Origin of the sequence: Campylobacter concisus (assembly GCF_003049085.1) — a bacterium.
In the GTDB taxonomy this organism is placed as follows: Bacteria; Campylobacterota; Campylobacteria; order Campylobacterales; family Campylobacteraceae; genus Campylobacter_A; species Campylobacter_A concisus_H.
On record NZ_PIQX01000005.1, the window covers coordinates 151,764 to 168,862 of the forward strand.

Here is a 17,099-nt window from a genome sequence, read left to right on the forward strand (position 1 = left end):
AAATTTATAGCTAATTTAGTAAAGCCAAAGTATAATTGAAAATGCATTTCAAGTCTTAAGGAAGAGATATGAGAAAAGTTATAGATGAAGCTACAAGCTATCTTTGCAAGGACACTTTAGGGCTAGATTTAGAGTTTGGTAAGAGTCTAGGCAAAGGATTTTACGGAGCTAGCATACCAGTCTATAAGGGCAAAAGCGAGTATCATTTTTACCTATTTTTTAAAAAAGATACTTTGAAAATTTTTATGAATGCCTTTTTTGGTCACGAAGATGTTGATGGTGGCGATCTGGACGATCTTTGCAAAGAGATAGCAAATCAGATCATTGGCAAAGCTAAAAATTTACTAAATGAAAAAGAGCCAAATGCTTATAAGCTTGGAACGCCTGAATTTTTAGGTGAAGTTGAAAATTTTGGCATCAAACTAAAAGAGAAATTTGTATATAAAATAAAAAATAGAACATTTCAAATAGGCTACGACATACAATGAACGACGAGAGTGCGATAGAGACGCTAGAGCAGCTAGGGCTTTTTAAGAGCTATGATGAGCTTATGGATATAAGCGTTGATTTTATAGCTGAGCTAGGAACTACCACGGTTAGTATAAATGAGCTTTTGAAATTTGAAGCTGGCTCGGTCATAGACCTTGAAAAGCCGGCTGGTGAGAGCGTGGAGCTATATATAAATAATAGAATTTTTGGAAAAGGCGAAGTAATGGTTTATGAGAAAAATTTAGCCATCAGGATAAATGAAATTTTGGATTCAAAGTCAGTTATTCAGTACTTCAAAAAAGAACTTTTATGAAATTTATACTATTTTTCTTACTTTTTGCAACTCAAATTTTAGCTTCAAACCTATTAACTTACAATATCTATGAACGTGCTGATAGGGTTGATATTATGCTTAGCTTTGATGCACCTTATGAAGGAAATATCTTTCAAAAGCGCGAAAAAGACACAACATCTTTGATACTAAATTCGCTAAATTACGATCAAAGTGCCAGCAAAGATATAAACTCAAAGATTATTCAAGAGCTTGAGATAGAGCCAAAGCAAAACTCACTTGTCTTAAATTTGCGCTCAAACGATGCTATTATCGTAAATGCATCAAAGACAACTGATAGTTTTGGGCTCCGCATTCGTGTAACTTTAAAAAATGCAAAACCTCAAATACAAAATATGCCTCAAGCTAGTGCAAAAATAGAGAGCCCTAGCACTCCAAAGATAGATGAAGAGCCTATGTTAAATATAGACTCAAGGTATTTTATAGTCTTAAGTGTGCTTATTGCGCTTCTTGTATTTTTATATGTATTTAAAAGATATATTACTTCAAAGAGTAATGATTTTAGCGGGTTTAAAACACCTAGAAATCAGTCTCAAAATGATACAAAATCAATGAACTGGCTACTTAAAAATCAAAATAGTGGCGTAAATATCATCTATGAAAAATATCTTGATCGCACTAATAAACTAATGCTATTAAGCTATGAAAATAGGCGTTATTTAGTGATAGTTGGTAGCTCAAATGTAATGCTTGATAGCTTTGGTGAAGACAAGATACAAAATGAGCAGGATTTTGCTATGTTTTTCGAAGAGAACAAGAAAAAGCTAAGCTCATTTTTAGAAGAGCGAAAAAATAGTTTAAGTAACTATAAAGATAAAATGAGCGGAGAATTTTAGTAGTTTTAGCTAAAATTCTCATCCAATAATCGGGTCTTATTCTGAGTAAAATTTTAACCTTACTTGCTTAAAATTTTTATGCGTTAAAGCTAGTTTCAAAATTTATACAAACGAAATAGCAAAAATTTCAGGTTTTGTGATCTTTTTTATCTCTTCTTTTGCCATAGCAAATTCTTTTGCACCTTCTATTTTTAGCGTGTGCCCACTAAATTCGAAGTTTAAATTTAGCCTTTCACAGGTTAGATCAAGTGCCTTTGCTAGTGAGAGTATAAAGCTTAGCCATCTTATACACTCGGCTTTTGGAAGTAAATTTTTATATCGCTCAAATTCATAGATATTTTTCTTTCCGTTTGTGCCAATTACTACTGCAATCAATGCTTTTTGTTCATGCGAAAAGCCATAATTTAAGGCATTTAAGACTATATAGGCTGAGTTTTTATGATCGCCATAAAAGCCAATCTCTTGACCAACATTGTGAAGTTTTGCAGCAACTAAAAGCACTTCAAGATAGTTATCGCTTAGACCGTGAAGCTTTTTTAATACCATAAATATATCTTTTGCATATCTTGTGACTGATTTATTGCATGATAATATAAAACGATCTTGCAAACTTTTGACACTTGGATTAAAATTTTGTGGAAATTTAAGGCTAGGGCGTAGAAAATCTTTTAAGAACACTCCCTCTCTTACGCCAACTCCACTTGTTATAATATTTTTGGCATTTAGAGCTTTGGCGAGGGACAAAAAGATATGTGCACCCTCTCTAATGGTATCGTATCTATCTTTTTTAATAGGAAATTTATTTAGTTCAAGCACACTAATATTTGCGATACTCTCGATGTAGGCTTGCTCGTCGCTAAGCTTGTAGCAAAAGCCATGTAGTGATGAGAGCGGATATAAATTTTTGCTCATTATGGCAGATGATATCGCTCTAAGAGAGCCACCAATAGCAATTATGTTTTGGCATTTAAATCGCTCATCTATCTGTTTTGTAACTTGCTCTAAAAATTTTGGCAATTTATTTAAGTTTTTTTTATCAAAAAAAAGCTCTTTTAACCTAACTGTGCCAATGTCAAGCGAGAGCGTATCTGCTATTTTGCCTTTGCTTATTCTGGCAAGTTCAGTTGATCCGCCACCGATATCGATAGTGACGCATTCATCGATGTTATGGAGTAAATTTTTGGCTGCGATCGCACCAAAAGTAGCCTCTTCTTTGCCGTCAATGACTTTTAAATTTATACCAAGCTTTTTTCTTAAAAGAGAGATCAAAACATTTGCGTTTGGAGCGTCCCTAAGCGCTGAAGTACCAACACATAAGACTTTATTGCATTTGTAGCTTTTTATGATATTTGAAAATTCGCTAAAGGCCTTTAGCGCTTTTTCCATTGAGCTTTCGGATATTTCATTGTTTGAGCCATATCCACCTTCGCCTAGACGCACTTTTGTTTTATATTCAGCTAGTATAAAAAACGCTAAGCGTGACGTTCTCTCAAATATCGCCATTCGCATAGAATTTGAGCCAAGGTCGATTACTGCGGTTCTTTTTGCCATTTTTATCCTTTTATATTTAAAACTAGGCTTGCGACTGCACCGCTTCTATCGTTTCTATTTTTAATATCTACTTCGCCACCAAGAGCCTGCGCTGCACCTTTAGCTAGAAATAACCCAAGCCCAGCACCACCTTTGTCGCCATATCTTTTAAATGGAGCAAATAAATCTTTGCTCTCATCTATGCCTATTCCCTCATCTATTACTTCGATGATAAATTTATTTTTTATAAGCTTAGAGCTAATCGTAATGGTGCTATTTTTTGGTGAAAATTTAATGGCATTTTGAACAAAATTTTGCACAATGTGGGTTAGTAAGCTAGTTTGTATTTTTAGATTTAAAATTTCTGGTTTTAGGCCCAGTTTTATATTTTTTTCATCATTTTTTGCAAGTATCTCATAGTTTTTTGCAAGTTTTTTTAAAAATCCTATGACATCGGTATTTACTGGCTCTTCAAACTGAGCTCCCTCTTGGCGGCCGATCTCAAGCACAGAACTTATCATTGCGTTCATGCTGTTTATAGCTTCATTATTTGATTTTAGAGCCTCGATATATTTTTCGCTCTCGCGTGGCTTTAAAAGTGTAACTTCATTTTTTGTTTTCATTACAGCCAGCGGTGTTTTTAGCTCATGCGCTACGCCTACAAAAAGCTCTTTTTGGTATAAGACAAATGTTTGGATGCGAGAGATTAGCCTATTTATGCTCTGCCCAAGTGGTAAAAATTCATCTGGTAAACTTTTTATGTCGATCTCATGGAGAAATTTTTCATCTAAATTTGTAAGTTTGTGACTCAAAATTTTTATAGGTATTAAAAGCATTCTTGATAAAAATAGTGCATAAAAAAGCACCAAAAGTATCGCTGACACATTTACGATTATAATATCTATAAAAATTTCTTCTACTATATGAGCTTGAAGAGTAGTATCTTTTTCTAGGCTTAAATAACTGCTTTCATCGAGTTTTGTTATTAAAATAGTCTTACTTTGATCCTTTGATTTTTGCGTTACGATATATGTTTCTTTATCTTGTGGCTCGTCTGTTTTTATCGTTGCTAGAGTTTTATTTGGATTTTCTATCGTAAATGTTTTTGAATTTAAAGGATTGAAATTCTGAGGATTTTTTTTATAAGCTTCGGCTTGATAGTTTAGCTCATTAACTACACTTTGAAAAACGGTAACCCTTATATAGTGATAAAGCATTACCGAAATAACTACAATTAGCATCATAGCGCCAGATGCTAATTGTAGTATAAATCTATTCCTTAGGCTTTTTTGGGAAAACAAAATCTATATCCGCGTCTTCTAACAGTTTCAATTGTTGAAATATTTAGTGGTTTATCCATTTTTTGGCGGATTTGGTTGATAGCGACTTCAATGACGTTTGGAGTGACGAGCTCTGGCTCTTCCCAGATAGCATCAAGCAGTTGCTCTTTAGATACGATTTGATCTGAGTGTCTTGCAAGATGAGTTAGGACTTCAAAAGGTTTGCCCTTAAGCTCAATATCACGACCCAAATATGTGATTTTCTCCTCATCTGGATTGATGATGAGCTCATCGATTTTTATAATATTTGTGCCGCCAAAGCGTAGTCTAGCTTCAAGTCTAGCTACTAGGATATCAAAATCAAATGGCTTTTTGATATAGTCATCAGCACCAGCTCTAAGTGCTTTTATTTCACTTTCTTTGTCATCTTTTGCAGAAAGAACTACAACTGAAGTGCGTGGAGATTTATGTTTGATGATGTTTATAAGATCTATGCCATCGCCATCTTGGAGCATCCAATCAGTCAAAACTAGATCGTAGTTTCTGATGCCTATATAGTACTCGGCATCTTTAAAATTTTCAGAGCTATCAGTTTGATAGCCAAACTCTTGCAAGCCCTCAGCAATCGTCTTATTTAGCGTCACTTCATCTTCAACTATTAAAATACGCATTTTGCTTCCTTAAACTAAAATTTATGGGCGATTGTATCATAAATTAAGCAATATTTCAAGATAGTTTAATAAATTTTTAAAAAATAGTGTTTATTTTTGCTCCAACAACTGCATTTGGCAAAATTTCTGTTTTTAAAATTTCCATTTTAAGGCTAGTTAGTGAGCTAAAATTCTCTTTTAATGCTTTGCTGGTTTCTTCAAGAGACTCTTCAACGCTTTGAAACTGTCTTTCATTATAAAAATTTTTAACAAAGTCAATAATCAAAACATAATCAATAAAGCCAGTTGAGCAAATTTCTAGATTCATTTGCACCTCTTGCTTAGTAACTCGCTCAAAATCAAGCATTCCGATGATCGTTTCAAATTTATAATCTTTAATGATCGTCGTCATCTCGCTTTTCATACGACTTTTTTCTCCTTACCGGATATTAAACGAACGATATTTGGTATATGTTTATAAACCACCAAAAATGCGATGATTAGTATCGGAGCATGTGTGTAAATTTCATCTAACTCTGGATGGATTATAAAGCTTGACGCGATCAGAGCTATCAACGCACAAAGTGAAGCAAGAGAGCTTATCTTTAAAAATTTACCGACCAAAAACCAAACGACAAGAGCGATTATGATCTCAACTGGTAAGAAAAATGCGATCACTCCAGCTCCAGTTGCGACTCCTTTGCCGCCTTGAAATCCTAAGAATATTGAAAAACAATGTCCAGCTACGCTTAAGACCGCCATCGTCCAAAGCACACTTTGACTAGCTCCTAAAGATGAAGCGACAATAAGTGGCAAAACGCCTTTTAAAACATCACAAATTATCGTTAAAATGGCTAGTTTTTTGGCTAATTTTGGATCTTTTTGTTTTAAAACTCTTAAAACATTTGTCGCACCGATGCTCTTGCTACCTTCATTTTTTATATCAACATGCCCAAAAATTTTTGCAAGAATAAGGCCAGACGGAATGCTTCCAAGTAAATAACTAACGGCATAAAGTATTAAATTTTGCATATTTTACCTTTTAAATTTAATAGAAATGATAGTAAAAAAATACTAATTATTTTATAAATCATCTCCACAAAAGTACGACTTTCTCGTCATAGATATCGCTTTTCTTTGGTGAAATTTGCGTTTCGTTTATCGTGATGTTTTTAACATCATTTGCTTCTTTTAACGCATCGCACTCTTGTGCAAATTTCTCTTCAAGTTCGCTAATAGCTAAATTTATGTCATTTACACTTTGCTCGCTAAGCTTGACGTCACTTCGCTCTTTTAAGACTCTATTTGCACTTCTTGCGCTTGATGCGATTTTGCCCGCATTTTGACGAGATAAAAGCTTGTTGCCAAATATCGCTCCAAGTATGCTAGCGCCTATATTTATGGCAGCATCAAGCCCACTTGTGGTCATCTCTTTTTGCTCTTTATCAAGCTTTGCTAGAGCCTTGCTTAGCTTGTCTTGTAAGCTTTTTCGCTCTTTTTCAAATTTAGCTGTGAGTTTTGCGGTTTGTTCTTCTAAAATTTCATTGCACTTATCTTGAAGCCTGATATAAAACTGCTCCTTTGTTTCATTGTTTTTTGAATAAATTCCCAATGCCTCAAAGGTATTAAATTTAAAATTTCTATACAGATACTCTTTAAAATCTTTTTGGATATTGTCAAAATTTTTAGCTTTTAAGATGAAATTTGGTACGGCTGCAAAGCTTGCACCACTTGGCTCATTTTCGCTTGTATCAACGTGTATGTATTCGCTAGCCTCGCTCCAGTTTGGCTCATTATCATTTTCATTTAGTTCATAAAGATAGCTTACTTCATAAACGCTATCGATACCTTTTTTAGTGTCATAAATTCTTATCTTTGCGCTTGCAAATAAATTTGGTGTAAGGGTTTTTGAATTAGCATAAAGCTGCGTGATCTCATTTGAAATGATAGGCTTTATGCTAAATTTCATCTCACTTTTATCGATCCTTGTATCAGATAAATTTTCTTTTTGCTCTTTCATTAAATTTGAAATTTGTTCGCGGCTAAGCGGACCTTTTAGATAGCTTAATGCCCACCGCGTCGAAATAACGTTTAATCCGTCTTCGTTTATATTTTTCACTAAAAAATTTCTCTTTGCTAAATTTGATATGAGGCTTTCTAGCGAAGCTTTATCTAGATTTGATCCAGCGATACCGCTTAATCCGTCTATAACGCGTGCTTTGTCCTGCGCTGTTTGGAGGCGGCCGATAAACCAAGTACCGATGTTGCTAAGGCCTTTATAGTCAAGATCTACTGGGTTTTGTGTGCTTAAAACACAGCCCAAACCAAATGCACGGGCTTGTTTTAAGAGTGCGAGCATAGGCGTTTTTGATGGCGGGTTTGCGTTTGGTGGAAAAAAGCCAAAAATTTCATCCATATAAAGGATCGCTCTAAGTGAGCTAGTACCCTGTGTACCGCGCATCCACGCGATGATCTCGTTTAGTAAAAGGGTGACAAAGAACATCCTCTCAGCGTCATTTAGGTGCGAGATCGTAAAGATATTGCACTTTGCTTTGCCGTTTTCGTCAAAGAGTATCTTTGAAATTTCTAGTCTAACGCCTTGCGTCCAGCCTTTAAAGCTTGGGCTTGCGATGAGTGCGTTTATCTTCATGGCAAGCTTTAGGCGCTCACTGCTTGGATAGAAGGTATCCACGTCAAAGACACCTATCTTTTTAAAAGGTGGATTTGCGATGAAATTTATAAGCTCTTCGATACTGACGTCTTTTTGCTCTTTAAATTTAGTCTCAAATATGGTTGAGATGAGAAGCTGTTCTTTTGAGTTCATGTCCTCGGAATTTATACCTACAAGAGATAACACCGATGCTGCGAGTGAGTTTATATAGTTGCTAAAAATTTCTTCGTCATTGATATTTGGGCAGGCAAAGTCGCTAAGTAGCGCCACGCCTATGCCAGCTGAGCTTTTTGGTGTGTAGATGTTAAAGCTAGCGCTCTCTTTTAAAATTTTTACTCGCTCAAGATCTTGAAAACTCGATTCTACGCCGTTTTTCCAAAGCTCGGCTTGAGCAGCGGCAAATTCCTCTACACTTTGACCTTTATTAGCCGCCTCTGCTTCATCTATGTAGGGTAAAAAATCCTCCGGCCTCATCTGCGGAAAGGTGAGGGCTAAATTTGTGATGTCGCCCTTTGGATCGATGATGATAGAAGGGATATTGTCTATGCAGGCTTCTTCTAAAAGCGTGATACCAAGGCCTGTTTTACCGCTACCTGTCATACCTATGATAGCTGCGTGGGTGGTTAGATCCTTATTTTTATAAAAAAATGGCTCTTTATCTTTTAATCCGATATAAAAAAGTTTTAAATTTTCTTGTATTGTTTTCACTAACTGCCTTATTCGTATAAATTTATACGTGAGCGAAGCTCATCAAGTGTCTCTTTTATGCGCTTTTGTGTAAAATCTTTTATTGTTTCATTATCATCAATAAGCTTCATGCAGTATCTTATGTAGCCTTTATATGCTAGCTCTGTAACAAGTCTTAGCTTTAAAGTCACATTTTTTACTTTATCTGGTGCGATTAAGATTTCAAAGGTCGCTTCTAGCTCTTCTCCATCTTGAAAATTTGTAGTTTGCGGGCTTAATACGCTTATGCCGCCTTCAGAAACATCATAAAGGCTACCTTCGATCTTGTCTTGCTTGCCTTTGATAATAGTTTTGGTGAAACGATTTGGTAAGATACGTTGGAATTTTCTTTTATATGCGTACATCGTCGTATTTCGTAAGAAATTTGAAAGAGTGACGCCTTTATTGACTATATTGTAATTAACAATATCGGCGCATAAAGGCTTTGAGAAAAAGCTATTTGGCAAAATAAAACCTTTGCCGTCTTGTTTCATAGCTAAAATTTGCATCATATCCACGCGAAAAACGACACTATCTTCTTTAACTTCTAAAATTTCAGCTTCGTACTTTATATTAAGCCCATCGTATAAATTTAAAAATTCTGGCCTTACCTTGGCTTTTTTCATGCGAGTGAATGTATTGATCGGATCTTCATAAAAAAATGTTCCGGTTTCAATCATGTCTTTTACATTTGTTTCTTGCTGGTCTTTGGCACCACATAAAATTTCTTTGATTCTTGAAACGGCATTTACGAAATAACCTATAAAGGTGCTATTGTCGCAAGAGTGACTAAAATTTAAAGTCAAATTTAAAAGTAGGAAATTTATTAATTCGTCTCTTGCGTTTGATTTTGGTATTAGATTATTCAAATCATCTTGTAGCTGCGTAGCATTTGGCTTTTGAATAAGCAGTGTATCAAAGATGTTTTCAAGACAAATTTTTACCTGATCGTGCGGTACGATAAATGTTAGCTGTCTACAAAATTTGATACCGTCATCGATAAATTTATCTCTTAATTTAAGTATGCTATCTTCGCAATTTATTACAAGCTCTTGCCTGCCTTTAAAATCCATATAGTCTCCGGAATGTTATTGATTAAAGCCGAGGCTATGATATAAAAAGTTATATTAAAAAAGTATTTAAATTTATTTGGAGGAGAAATTTCTAGGTAAAGATACCTAGAAATTTCTATTAATTATAGTTTGCCTTCGTTGTGTGAAAGGTAGTCGGCAACACCTTCAGTACTTGGTTTCATACCAGCATCACCTTTATTCCAACCAGCTGGGCAAACTTCGCCGTGCTCGTTTGTAAATAGCATAGTATCAACCATTCTTATCATCTCATCGATATTTCTGCCAAGTGGAAGATCGTTGATAACTGCATGGCGAACTGTGCCATCTTTGTCTAGTAAGAATGAGCCACGAAGCGCTACACCAGCATCTTCTAGAAGTACGTCAAATCCGCGAGCGATTGATTTTGTCATATCAGCTACGATAGGGAAGCGAACTTTGCCGATACCGCCTTTGTTTACTGGAGTCTCTTTCCATGCGAAGTGAGAGAATTGGTTGTCGCATGAAACTGCGATAACTTCGATACCACGTGACTTGAACTCGTCATATCTTTTGTCAAATGCGATGATTTCGCTTGGGCAAACAAAAGTAAAATCCATTGGATAGAAAAATACGACTGCGCCTTTCTCGCCAATATTTTTATAAAGATTAAAATCATTTACAATTTGATTGTTTCCTAAAACCGCTGCAGCTGTAAAATCAGGTGCTTTTTTTGTTACTAACATTTGTTCTCCTTAATAATAAATTTTATTGATTGCGAAATTATATCTATTCAAAATTAAATTTAGTTTAAACATATTTTAGAAATTTTTTTGTAGTAAATTTAGCGTTATTGATAAGAGTAGAAAATGGATTTTTGTTAAAAGTGTTAAAAATTTGAATTTTAAAAATTTTATTGATGAGAATACTTGAAAGAAATTAGTAAAAGCGTTACTAAAAATTTAGAAGATTACTTGCTGTAATTATTGTAAGTCGCTAAAATTTTTTCCACCAAATTTTAGTATCGCTGATCCCCATGTAAAACCGCCACCAAATGCGTCAAGAAGCAAAACTGAACCATTTTTGATGCGGCCGTCTTCATAGGCATCATTTATAGCCATCGGAATTGAAGCGGAGCTTGTATTGCCATATTTAGCAACAGTCAAGACACACTGCTCATCTTTAAAATTTAATCTATTTTTTACTGCATCTATTATTCTTATATTTGCTTGATGAGGTATAAAAAAATCAATATCTTCGCTTTGCATTTTATTTGCATGCAGAATTTCTATTACACTTTTGCTAAGTGTTTGAACTGCTATTTTAAAAACTTCATTTCCACTCATATGGATAAAATTTAGTCTATTTTTTAGTGTTTCCTCGCTGGCTGGAAATACACTCCCGCATCCTGGAGTTATTAAAAGTTCAGCTTGCTTACCATCACTTGCTGTATGAATATCAATGATCTCATTACCATTACTACTACTAATTACAGCTGCACCTGCTCCATCACCAAATAGTATACAAGTGCTTCTATCTGCATAGTCAACAATAGAGCTTAATTTTTCAGCTCCGATAATTAATACATTTTTTTTGGCACCGCTAATAATGAGGGAATTTGCAAGTTCTAAAAGATAAATAAAACCTGTACAAGCTGCACTTATATCAAATGCCGTAACTCCATAGTTTAAATCCAAATTTGCAGCTATTTTACAAGCAGTAGATGGCATACAAAGATGATCTGGAGATATCGTAGCACAGATGATTGCATCGATTTGAGCTTTATCAAGCCCTGAGCGTTTTATGGCTAATTCACCAGCTTTTGTACCAAGGTCACTTGTTGTTTCGTTAGTTGCAATATGCCTTTGCTCGATACCTGTTCGCTTTACTATCCATTCGTCACTTGTTTCAACCATCTTCTCAAAGTCAAAATTTGTTAGAATTTTTTCTGGAATGTAAGAAGCGATAGAAATCAGTGAAGCTTTTGGCATGTTTTACCTTGCAAAGTGCGAAAGTTCTTCTTCGATAACTTTATTTATATTTGAATTAGCAAATTTTATTGCTTGAAAAATTGCATTCTTTATAGCTTTTGAATTGCTTTTGCCGTGACTTATGATAACACAACCATTTACACCAAGAAGCGGTGCACCGCCATATTCGTCATAGCTAACCTGTTTTTTTAGCGTTTTAAAAACTTTTCTCATGAGTACAGAGCCAGCTATAGCAAGAGGCGATTTTTTAATTTGCTTTTTGATGATTTTGCCTATTGCATCTGCAACGCCTTCGCTAGTTTTTAAAAGAATATTTCCCATAAAACCATCACAAACCATTACATCAATACTGCCATCAAAAATTTGATTACCTTCTGCATTACCAACAAAGCTATCAAGCCTAGAAACTAATTTAAATGCTTCTTTGCTAACTTCATTGCCTTTACTCTCTTCTTCACCATTTGATAAAAGACCAACTTTTGGCTCTTTTCTACCTAAAATTTCTTTTGCATAGGCTTCACCCATTATGGCAAATTGAAACAAATGTTCGCTTCTACAATCAACATTTGCACCAACATCTAAAACCAAAGTCGCAGATTCTTTTGAATTTGGCATAAGTGTTGCAATTGCTGGACGAGAGATATTTTTTAGCCTACCGATTCTTAGAGTAGCTAAACTCATAGTTGCACCACTATGACCAGCAGAAACTACAGCATCAACTTCCTTGTTTTTTAAAAGTTCAATCGCTTTGTAGATCGTACTATCTTTTCTTTTAAGCGCATCAGTTGCGCCATCTGCCATTGAGATAACTTCACTAGCTTCTAAAAATTCGATATTTTTTAAATAAGACTGTGGAATGAGTGGTTTGATGACATTGCTATCGCCGACTAATACAGCTTTAAATTCTGTCTCTTTTAGTGCATCAATAACACCAGATATTATAGGATCTGCACCAAAATCACCACCCATAGCATCGATAGCAATGCGAATCATATTTTAATATTCACCTGTAGTTTTGTTTATGCGGTGAGGCATTTTCCAAGAACCATCTTTGTCTTTTACAGGTACTGGAAGTGTAACTTTATAATGTGTTCTACGTTTTGCTGCACGAGAATGACTCACTCTTCGCTTTGGTACTGCCATTTTTACTCTCCTTTATAAATTTTTACATTTTTCACAATAGAAATAATCACTTTTAAAAGCTTCTAACTCGCTCTCAAAGACTTCTTTTAAATTAATATTGCCATCAAAAAATTCCATCGTATCGCTAAGCTCATTTTCGCTATCTTTATAAATACCGTCACTTAAATTTAGCTCTACATCTTGATCGATAGGTAGCATAAATACTTCACCGCATCGATCGCAAACATAATTTATATTCCCTTTTATTTTGCCTTGGCATTTTACCAAAAAAGGGTCTTTTCTTTTTAAAATTCCAATAAAAACTAAATTATCATTTCCTGCTAGCTCAAAGCTTATATCTTTGTTTGCTATTTTAGAAAAAGATATAATCAATTTTCTTGACCTAAAATTAGCAAATTTCTCTTGAAGCAAAGAAGAAATTTATTTCATTCACAGCATTTTCTAGACTATCACTTCCGTGAACCGCATTTGCATCAATGCTATCAGCAAAATCAGCTCTTATAGTGCCAGGAGCTGCTTCTTTTGGGTTAGTTGCACCCATTAGCTCGCGGTTTTTAGCAACTGCATTGTCGCCCTCTAAAACCATAACCACAACTGGCCCGCTTATCATAAATTCGACTAGATCGTTGAAGAAAGGTCTATCTTTATGAACTGCATAAAATGCTTTTGCATCGCATTTGCTAAGTTGGATTTTCTTTGCAGCTGCGATTCTTAAGCCGTTACTTTCAAATCTATCTATAATTTTTCCAACAACATTTTTCTTAACAGCATCAGGCTTAATAATAGAAAGTGTTCTTTGCATAAATTTTTCCTTAAATCTAGGTTATTTAAATTGAAGTTGGCAATTATATCAAATAAAGCTTAAAAATAAAATAGGCTCAATTTGAGCCTAAAAATTTATAAATATAAATTTATTGAATAACTGGAATAGAGCCATTGCGTGCATCAGCACCGATCTGATCGCGCGAAGGTTGTCCTGCTACAACAGCGTCCCATACGATACAACCATCAGTTGGACAGGCAGATGCACAGGCTGGCTCATCGTTGTAGCCTACGCACTCAACGCATTTGTTTGAATAAACATAGTATGTGTCTGCTCCAGTTGGGTTATCGCTGTCATCAACGATGGCTGAAACTGGGCATTCATCAATACATGAACCACAGCTTATACATATATCAGTTATTTTTACAGACATTTTTTCTCCTTAGGTTAAAATTTGGCGTAGAATATCAAAAAAAGCTGAAAATGATATAAATAAGCCCTTAAATTTAACTACGATCTTAAATTTTAGAAAAACTACTTTATAAATCTTTTATCACTTTTAGACTAAATTTACAGATTAAAAATTTTAAAAAGGTTGTATAAATTTAATGAACGATATTATTGAAATAACTGGTGCAAGAGAACATAACTTAAAAAATATTAATCTCAAAATTCCAAAAAATAAATTAGTAGTTTTTACTGGTCTTAGCGGAAGTGGCAAGAGCACGCTAGCCTTTGATACGCTTTATGCCGAGGGACAAAGAAGATATATGGAGAGCCTTAGCAGCTATGCTAGGCAGTTTTTAGACCGTGTGGGTAAGCCTGATGTTGATAAGATAGAGGGTTTAACGCCTGCTATTGCGATCGATCAAAAGACGACCTCTAAAAACCCTCGCTCAACGGTTGGCACGATCACTGAAATTTATGATTACCTAAGGCTTTTATATGCAAGAGTGGGCGTGCAGCACTGCCATAAATGCGGCAAACCTATCTCAAAAATGAGTGCGAGCAACATCATAAATGAAATTTCAAAGCTCCCACTTGGCGCAAAAGTGATCATCTATGCACCGCTAGTGCGTGAGAAAAAGGGCACATGGGCAGACTTGATCGAAAATTTACGCCAAAAAGGCTTTGTAAGAGCGCAGATAGATGGCGTGGTGGTGAGGCTTGACGAGGAGATCGAGCTTGCAAAAACGAAAAAACACACGATAAAGGTCATCGTTGATAGGATCGCTATCGATGAGCAAAATCACGAACGCCTTGCAAGCGACGTGGAAAAAGCGCTAAATGAGAGCTTTGGCGAGGTCGAGATAGAGATTGCAAATGCTGATGAACTAGGACTTAAAGAGAGTTTTATACATTACAGCGAGCACATGGCTTGTTTTGACTGTAAAATTTCATTTACGCCGCTTGAGCCACTTAGCTTTAGCTTCAACTCGCCAAAGGGCGCTTGCGAGCACTGCGACGGACTTGGCATAAGATATAGCCTAGATATGAGCAAGATCATCGACGAGGAAAAGTCGATAGAAAACGGCGCGATCAAGCTACTTTATGGCTATAACATGAGCTATTACTATAAATTTTTACTTGCTTTTTGCGAGCAAAATGGCATCGATATCAAAAAGCCCTATTACGAGCTTAGCGAAGATGAAAAGAGACTCGTTTTATATGGAAATGTCAAAGAAGTTGAGTTCTTTTGGAAGCGAAATAAACTGCTTAGAAAATTTGATGGCGTGGTTAAAATTTCACACGGGCTTTTGAAGGACTACAAAGACTTTGACGAATACATGAGTGAGAAAATTTGCGATGCTTGTAATGGCCACAGGCTAAAGCCCCAAAGCCTAGCAGTCAAGGTCGCTGGTCTTGGACTTGGTGAAATTTTAGATATGAGCATAGAAAACTGCACCGCATTTTTCTCAAACGAGAAAAATTTCGCCTATCTTAGCGACTATGATAAGGCGATCGCAAAGCCTATCTTAAAAGAGATCAACGAGAGGCTTTTCTTTTTGTATGACGTGGGACTTGGCTACTTGTCACTTGGACGTGATGCTAGGACGATCAGCGGTGGCGAGGCACAGCGCATCAGGATCGCCAGCCAGATAGGAAGTGGGCTAAGTGGCGTCATGTACGTGCTTGATGAGCCAAGTATCGGTCTGCACGAGCGCGATACGCTAAAGCTCATAAAAACACTTAGAAATTTGCAAGCCAAAGGCAACTCCGTAATCGTCGTTGAGCATGACAAAAAGACGATAGAGGAGGCTGATTTTATCGTAGATATCGGCCCTGGAGCTGGTAAATTTGGCGGTAATGTGGTCTTTGCTGGTAGCTCAAAAGAGCTTTTAAACTCAGACACTCAGACCGCCCTATATATAAATGGTAAGAAAAAGATCGACTATCAAAAAAATAGAAAAGCTGAGAAGTGGCTCGAAATTTCAAATGTAAATATCAATAATATCTCAAATTTAACCGCGAAATTTCCGCTTAGAAACCTTGTAGGTATCACTGGCGTTTCAGGATCTGGCAAGAGCTCGCTGGTACTTCAGACCTTGCTTCCAGAGGCACAGGAGCAGCTAAATAGAGCCAAAAAGGTGAAAAAAATAGCTGGGGTAAATTTGAGCGGACTTGAGAATTTAGACAAGGTGATCTACCTCGATCAAAGTCCGATAGGTCGTACTCCACGCTCAAATCCAGCGACATATACTGGTGTAATGGATGAGATAAGAAATTTATTTGCACAGACCAAAGAGGCCAAGCTTAGAGGCTATAAAATAGGGCGCTTTAGCTTTAATGTCAAAGGTGGGCGCTGCGAGAAGTGCCAAGGCGAAGGCGAGATCACGATCGAGATGCACTTTTTGCCTGATATAAACGTGGTTTGTGATGTTTGTAATGGCGCTAGATACAACGCCCAAACCTTGGAAATTTTATACAAAGGCAAAAACATCGCCGAAGTGCTAAATATGAGCATAGATGAGGCGGTTGAGTTCTTTAAAGCTGTGCCAAAGATCGCTTCAAAGCTCACCACGCTGCAAGACGTAGGGCTTGGCTACATCACGCTCGGACAAAATGCGGTAACACTTAGTGGCGGCGAGGCGCAGCGTGTAAAGCTAGCAAAAGAGCTTAGTAGAAGCGACACTGGAAATACGCTTTACATCCTTGATGAGCCAACGACAGGGCTTCATTTTGCCGATGTTGATAGGCTGGTAAAGGTGCTAAATCACTTAGTTGATCTTGGAAATTCAGTCTTTGTGATCGAACATAATATGGATGTTATCAAAAACTGCGACTATATCGTAGATATGGGACCAGAAGGCGGTGCAAAGGGCGGTAAAGTGATAGCGTGCGGCAACGTAAAAGAAGTAGCTAAAAACTATAAAAAAACTGGCAGCTACACTGGAGAATTTCTAGCACAAGAGCTTGAGGAAATGAAGAAAAAATAAAAAATTTGACTCAACCGTTTCTTTATAAAATTTAAAACGGTTGAGGTGTATCGGAGCGTTAGCTAATTTTTAAGGTCGATTTTTCATCTATCGCACTTAAAGCTAGAGCCCAAAATAGTAGCATTAAAAGTGCATTTTCATGGTGAAATGTTGTATTTGCGAGTGAAATTATATTATTAGCC

At 36.1% G+C, this 17,099-nt stretch carries 18 protein-coding genes; 4 read left to right on the forward strand and 14 right to left on the reverse strand.

Annotated elements, in window-relative coordinates; translation table 11 throughout:
* Positions 1 to 68 precede the first annotated feature (68 nt).
* Genes CVT13_RS07545 through CVT13_RS07555 form a run of 3 tightly spaced genes read left to right on the forward strand, consistent with a single transcriptional unit; the run spans position 69 to position 1,677 of the window.
* Positions 69 to 488, forward strand: a complete 420-nt coding sequence (locus CVT13_RS07545) for a chemotaxis protein CheX (protein WP_084041241.1) — start codon at positions 69 to 71, stop codon at positions 486 to 488.
* Positions 485 to 802 (forward strand): flagellar motor switch protein FliN, encoded by a 318-nt coding sequence (fliN, locus tag CVT13_RS07550; RefSeq protein ID WP_021091807.1) that lies wholly within the window; start codon positions 485 to 487, stop codon positions 800 to 802. Before CVT13_RS07545 ends, fliN begins: the two co-directional genes overlap by 4 nt.
* Positions 799 to 1,677, forward strand: coding sequence for an excinuclease ABC subunit A (locus CVT13_RS07555; RefSeq protein WP_107812129.1), 879 nt, complete (start codon positions 799 to 801; stop codon positions 1,675 to 1,677). Before fliN ends, CVT13_RS07555 begins: the two co-directional genes overlap by 4 nt.
* Before the next feature lie 102 nt (positions 1,678 to 1,779).
* Here CVT13_RS07555 and CVT13_RS07560 read toward each other — a convergent pair whose 3' ends face one another.
* The 14 genes from CVT13_RS07560 to CVT13_RS07625 form a co-directional block, all read right to left on the reverse strand.
* Positions 1,780 to 3,228: a Ppx/GppA phosphatase family protein gene (locus tag CVT13_RS07560; RefSeq protein ID WP_107812130.1), complete on the reverse strand. Its 1,449-nt coding sequence runs from the start codon at positions 3,226 to 3,228 to the stop codon at positions 1,780 to 1,782.
* Positions 3,229 to 3,230: 2 nt separating this feature from the next.
* The gene (locus CVT13_RS07565) at positions 3,231 to 4,448 is read right to left on the reverse strand and encodes a sensor histidine kinase (protein WP_199907286.1); all 1,218 of its coding nucleotides are present in this window, start codon (positions 4,446 to 4,448) and stop codon (positions 3,231 to 3,233) included.
* Between the two features lie 38 nt (positions 4,449 to 4,486).
* Positions 4,487 to 5,158 (reverse strand): homeostatic response regulator transcription factor HsrA, encoded by a 672-nt coding sequence (hsrA, locus tag CVT13_RS07570; RefSeq protein WP_021091657.1) that lies wholly within the window; start codon positions 5,156 to 5,158, stop codon positions 4,487 to 4,489.
* A gap of 76 nt (positions 5,159 to 5,234) precedes the next feature.
* Positions 5,235 to 5,561: a dihydroneopterin aldolase gene (locus CVT13_RS07575; RefSeq protein WP_107812131.1), complete on the reverse strand. Its 327-nt coding sequence runs from the start codon at positions 5,559 to 5,561 to the stop codon at positions 5,235 to 5,237.
* Positions 5,558 to 6,169, reverse strand: coding sequence for a glycerol-3-phosphate 1-O-acyltransferase PlsY (gene plsY / locus CVT13_RS07580; RefSeq protein ID WP_107812132.1), 612 nt, complete (start codon positions 6,167 to 6,169; stop codon positions 5,558 to 5,560). The genes CVT13_RS07575 and plsY overlap by 4 nt, the downstream gene beginning before the upstream one ends.
* 58 nt (positions 6,170 to 6,227) lie before the next feature.
* Positions 6,228 to 8,516 carry a helicase HerA domain-containing protein gene (locus CVT13_RS07585; protein ID WP_107812133.1) on the reverse strand — a complete coding sequence of 763 codons (2,289 nt, stop codon included), beginning with the start codon at positions 8,514 to 8,516 and terminating at the stop codon, positions 6,228 to 6,230.
* 8 nt (positions 8,517 to 8,524) lie between these two features.
* Positions 8,525 to 9,607, reverse strand: a complete 1,083-nt coding sequence (locus CVT13_RS07590) for a PilZ domain-containing protein (RefSeq protein ID WP_107812134.1) — start codon at positions 9,605 to 9,607, stop codon at positions 8,525 to 8,527.
* 122 nt (positions 9,608 to 9,729) lie between these two features.
* Positions 9,730 to 10,329: a peroxiredoxin gene (locus CVT13_RS07595; RefSeq protein WP_021091673.1), complete on the reverse strand. Its 600-nt coding sequence runs from the start codon at positions 10,327 to 10,329 to the stop codon at positions 9,730 to 9,732.
* Between the two features lie 237 nt (positions 10,330 to 10,566).
* Positions 10,567 to 11,574, reverse strand: coding sequence for a beta-ketoacyl-ACP synthase III (locus CVT13_RS07600; RefSeq protein ID WP_107812135.1), 1,008 nt, complete (start codon positions 11,572 to 11,574; stop codon positions 10,567 to 10,569).
* A 3-nt stretch (positions 11,575 to 11,577) separates the two neighbouring features.
* Positions 11,578 to 12,567, reverse strand: coding sequence for a phosphate acyltransferase PlsX (plsX, locus tag CVT13_RS07605; RefSeq protein ID WP_072594492.1), 990 nt, complete (start codon positions 12,565 to 12,567; stop codon positions 11,578 to 11,580).
* A 3-nt stretch (positions 12,568 to 12,570) separates the two neighbouring features.
* Positions 12,571 to 12,717: a 50S ribosomal protein L32 gene (rpmF, locus tag CVT13_RS07610; protein WP_002942540.1), complete on the reverse strand. Its 147-nt coding sequence runs from the start codon at positions 12,715 to 12,717 to the stop codon at positions 12,571 to 12,573.
* A gap of 12 nt (positions 12,718 to 12,729) precedes the next feature.
* Positions 12,730 to 13,089 (reverse strand): hypothetical protein, encoded by a 360-nt coding sequence (locus tag CVT13_RS07615; protein ID WP_107812151.1) that lies wholly within the window; start codon positions 13,087 to 13,089, stop codon positions 12,730 to 12,732.
* A 16-nt stretch (positions 13,090 to 13,105) separates the two neighbouring features.
* Positions 13,106 to 13,519, reverse strand: coding sequence for a nucleoside-diphosphate kinase (ndk, locus tag CVT13_RS07620; protein WP_087577781.1), 414 nt, complete (start codon positions 13,517 to 13,519; stop codon positions 13,106 to 13,108).
* Between the two features lie 109 nt (positions 13,520 to 13,628).
* A complete protein-coding gene (locus CVT13_RS07625) occupies positions 13,629 to 13,913 on the reverse strand; it encodes an NADH-quinone oxidoreductase subunit I (RefSeq protein WP_021091598.1) in 285 nt (94 codons plus the stop codon).
* A gap of 175 nt (positions 13,914 to 14,088) precedes the next feature.
* Between CVT13_RS07625 and uvrA the strand changes: the two genes are divergently transcribed.
* On the forward strand, positions 14,089 to 16,917 hold the full coding sequence (gene uvrA / locus CVT13_RS07630) for an excinuclease ABC subunit UvrA (RefSeq protein WP_107812136.1): 2,829 nt from the start codon (positions 14,089 to 14,091) through the stop codon (positions 16,915 to 16,917).
* Positions 16,918 to 17,099 lie beyond the last annotated feature (182 nt).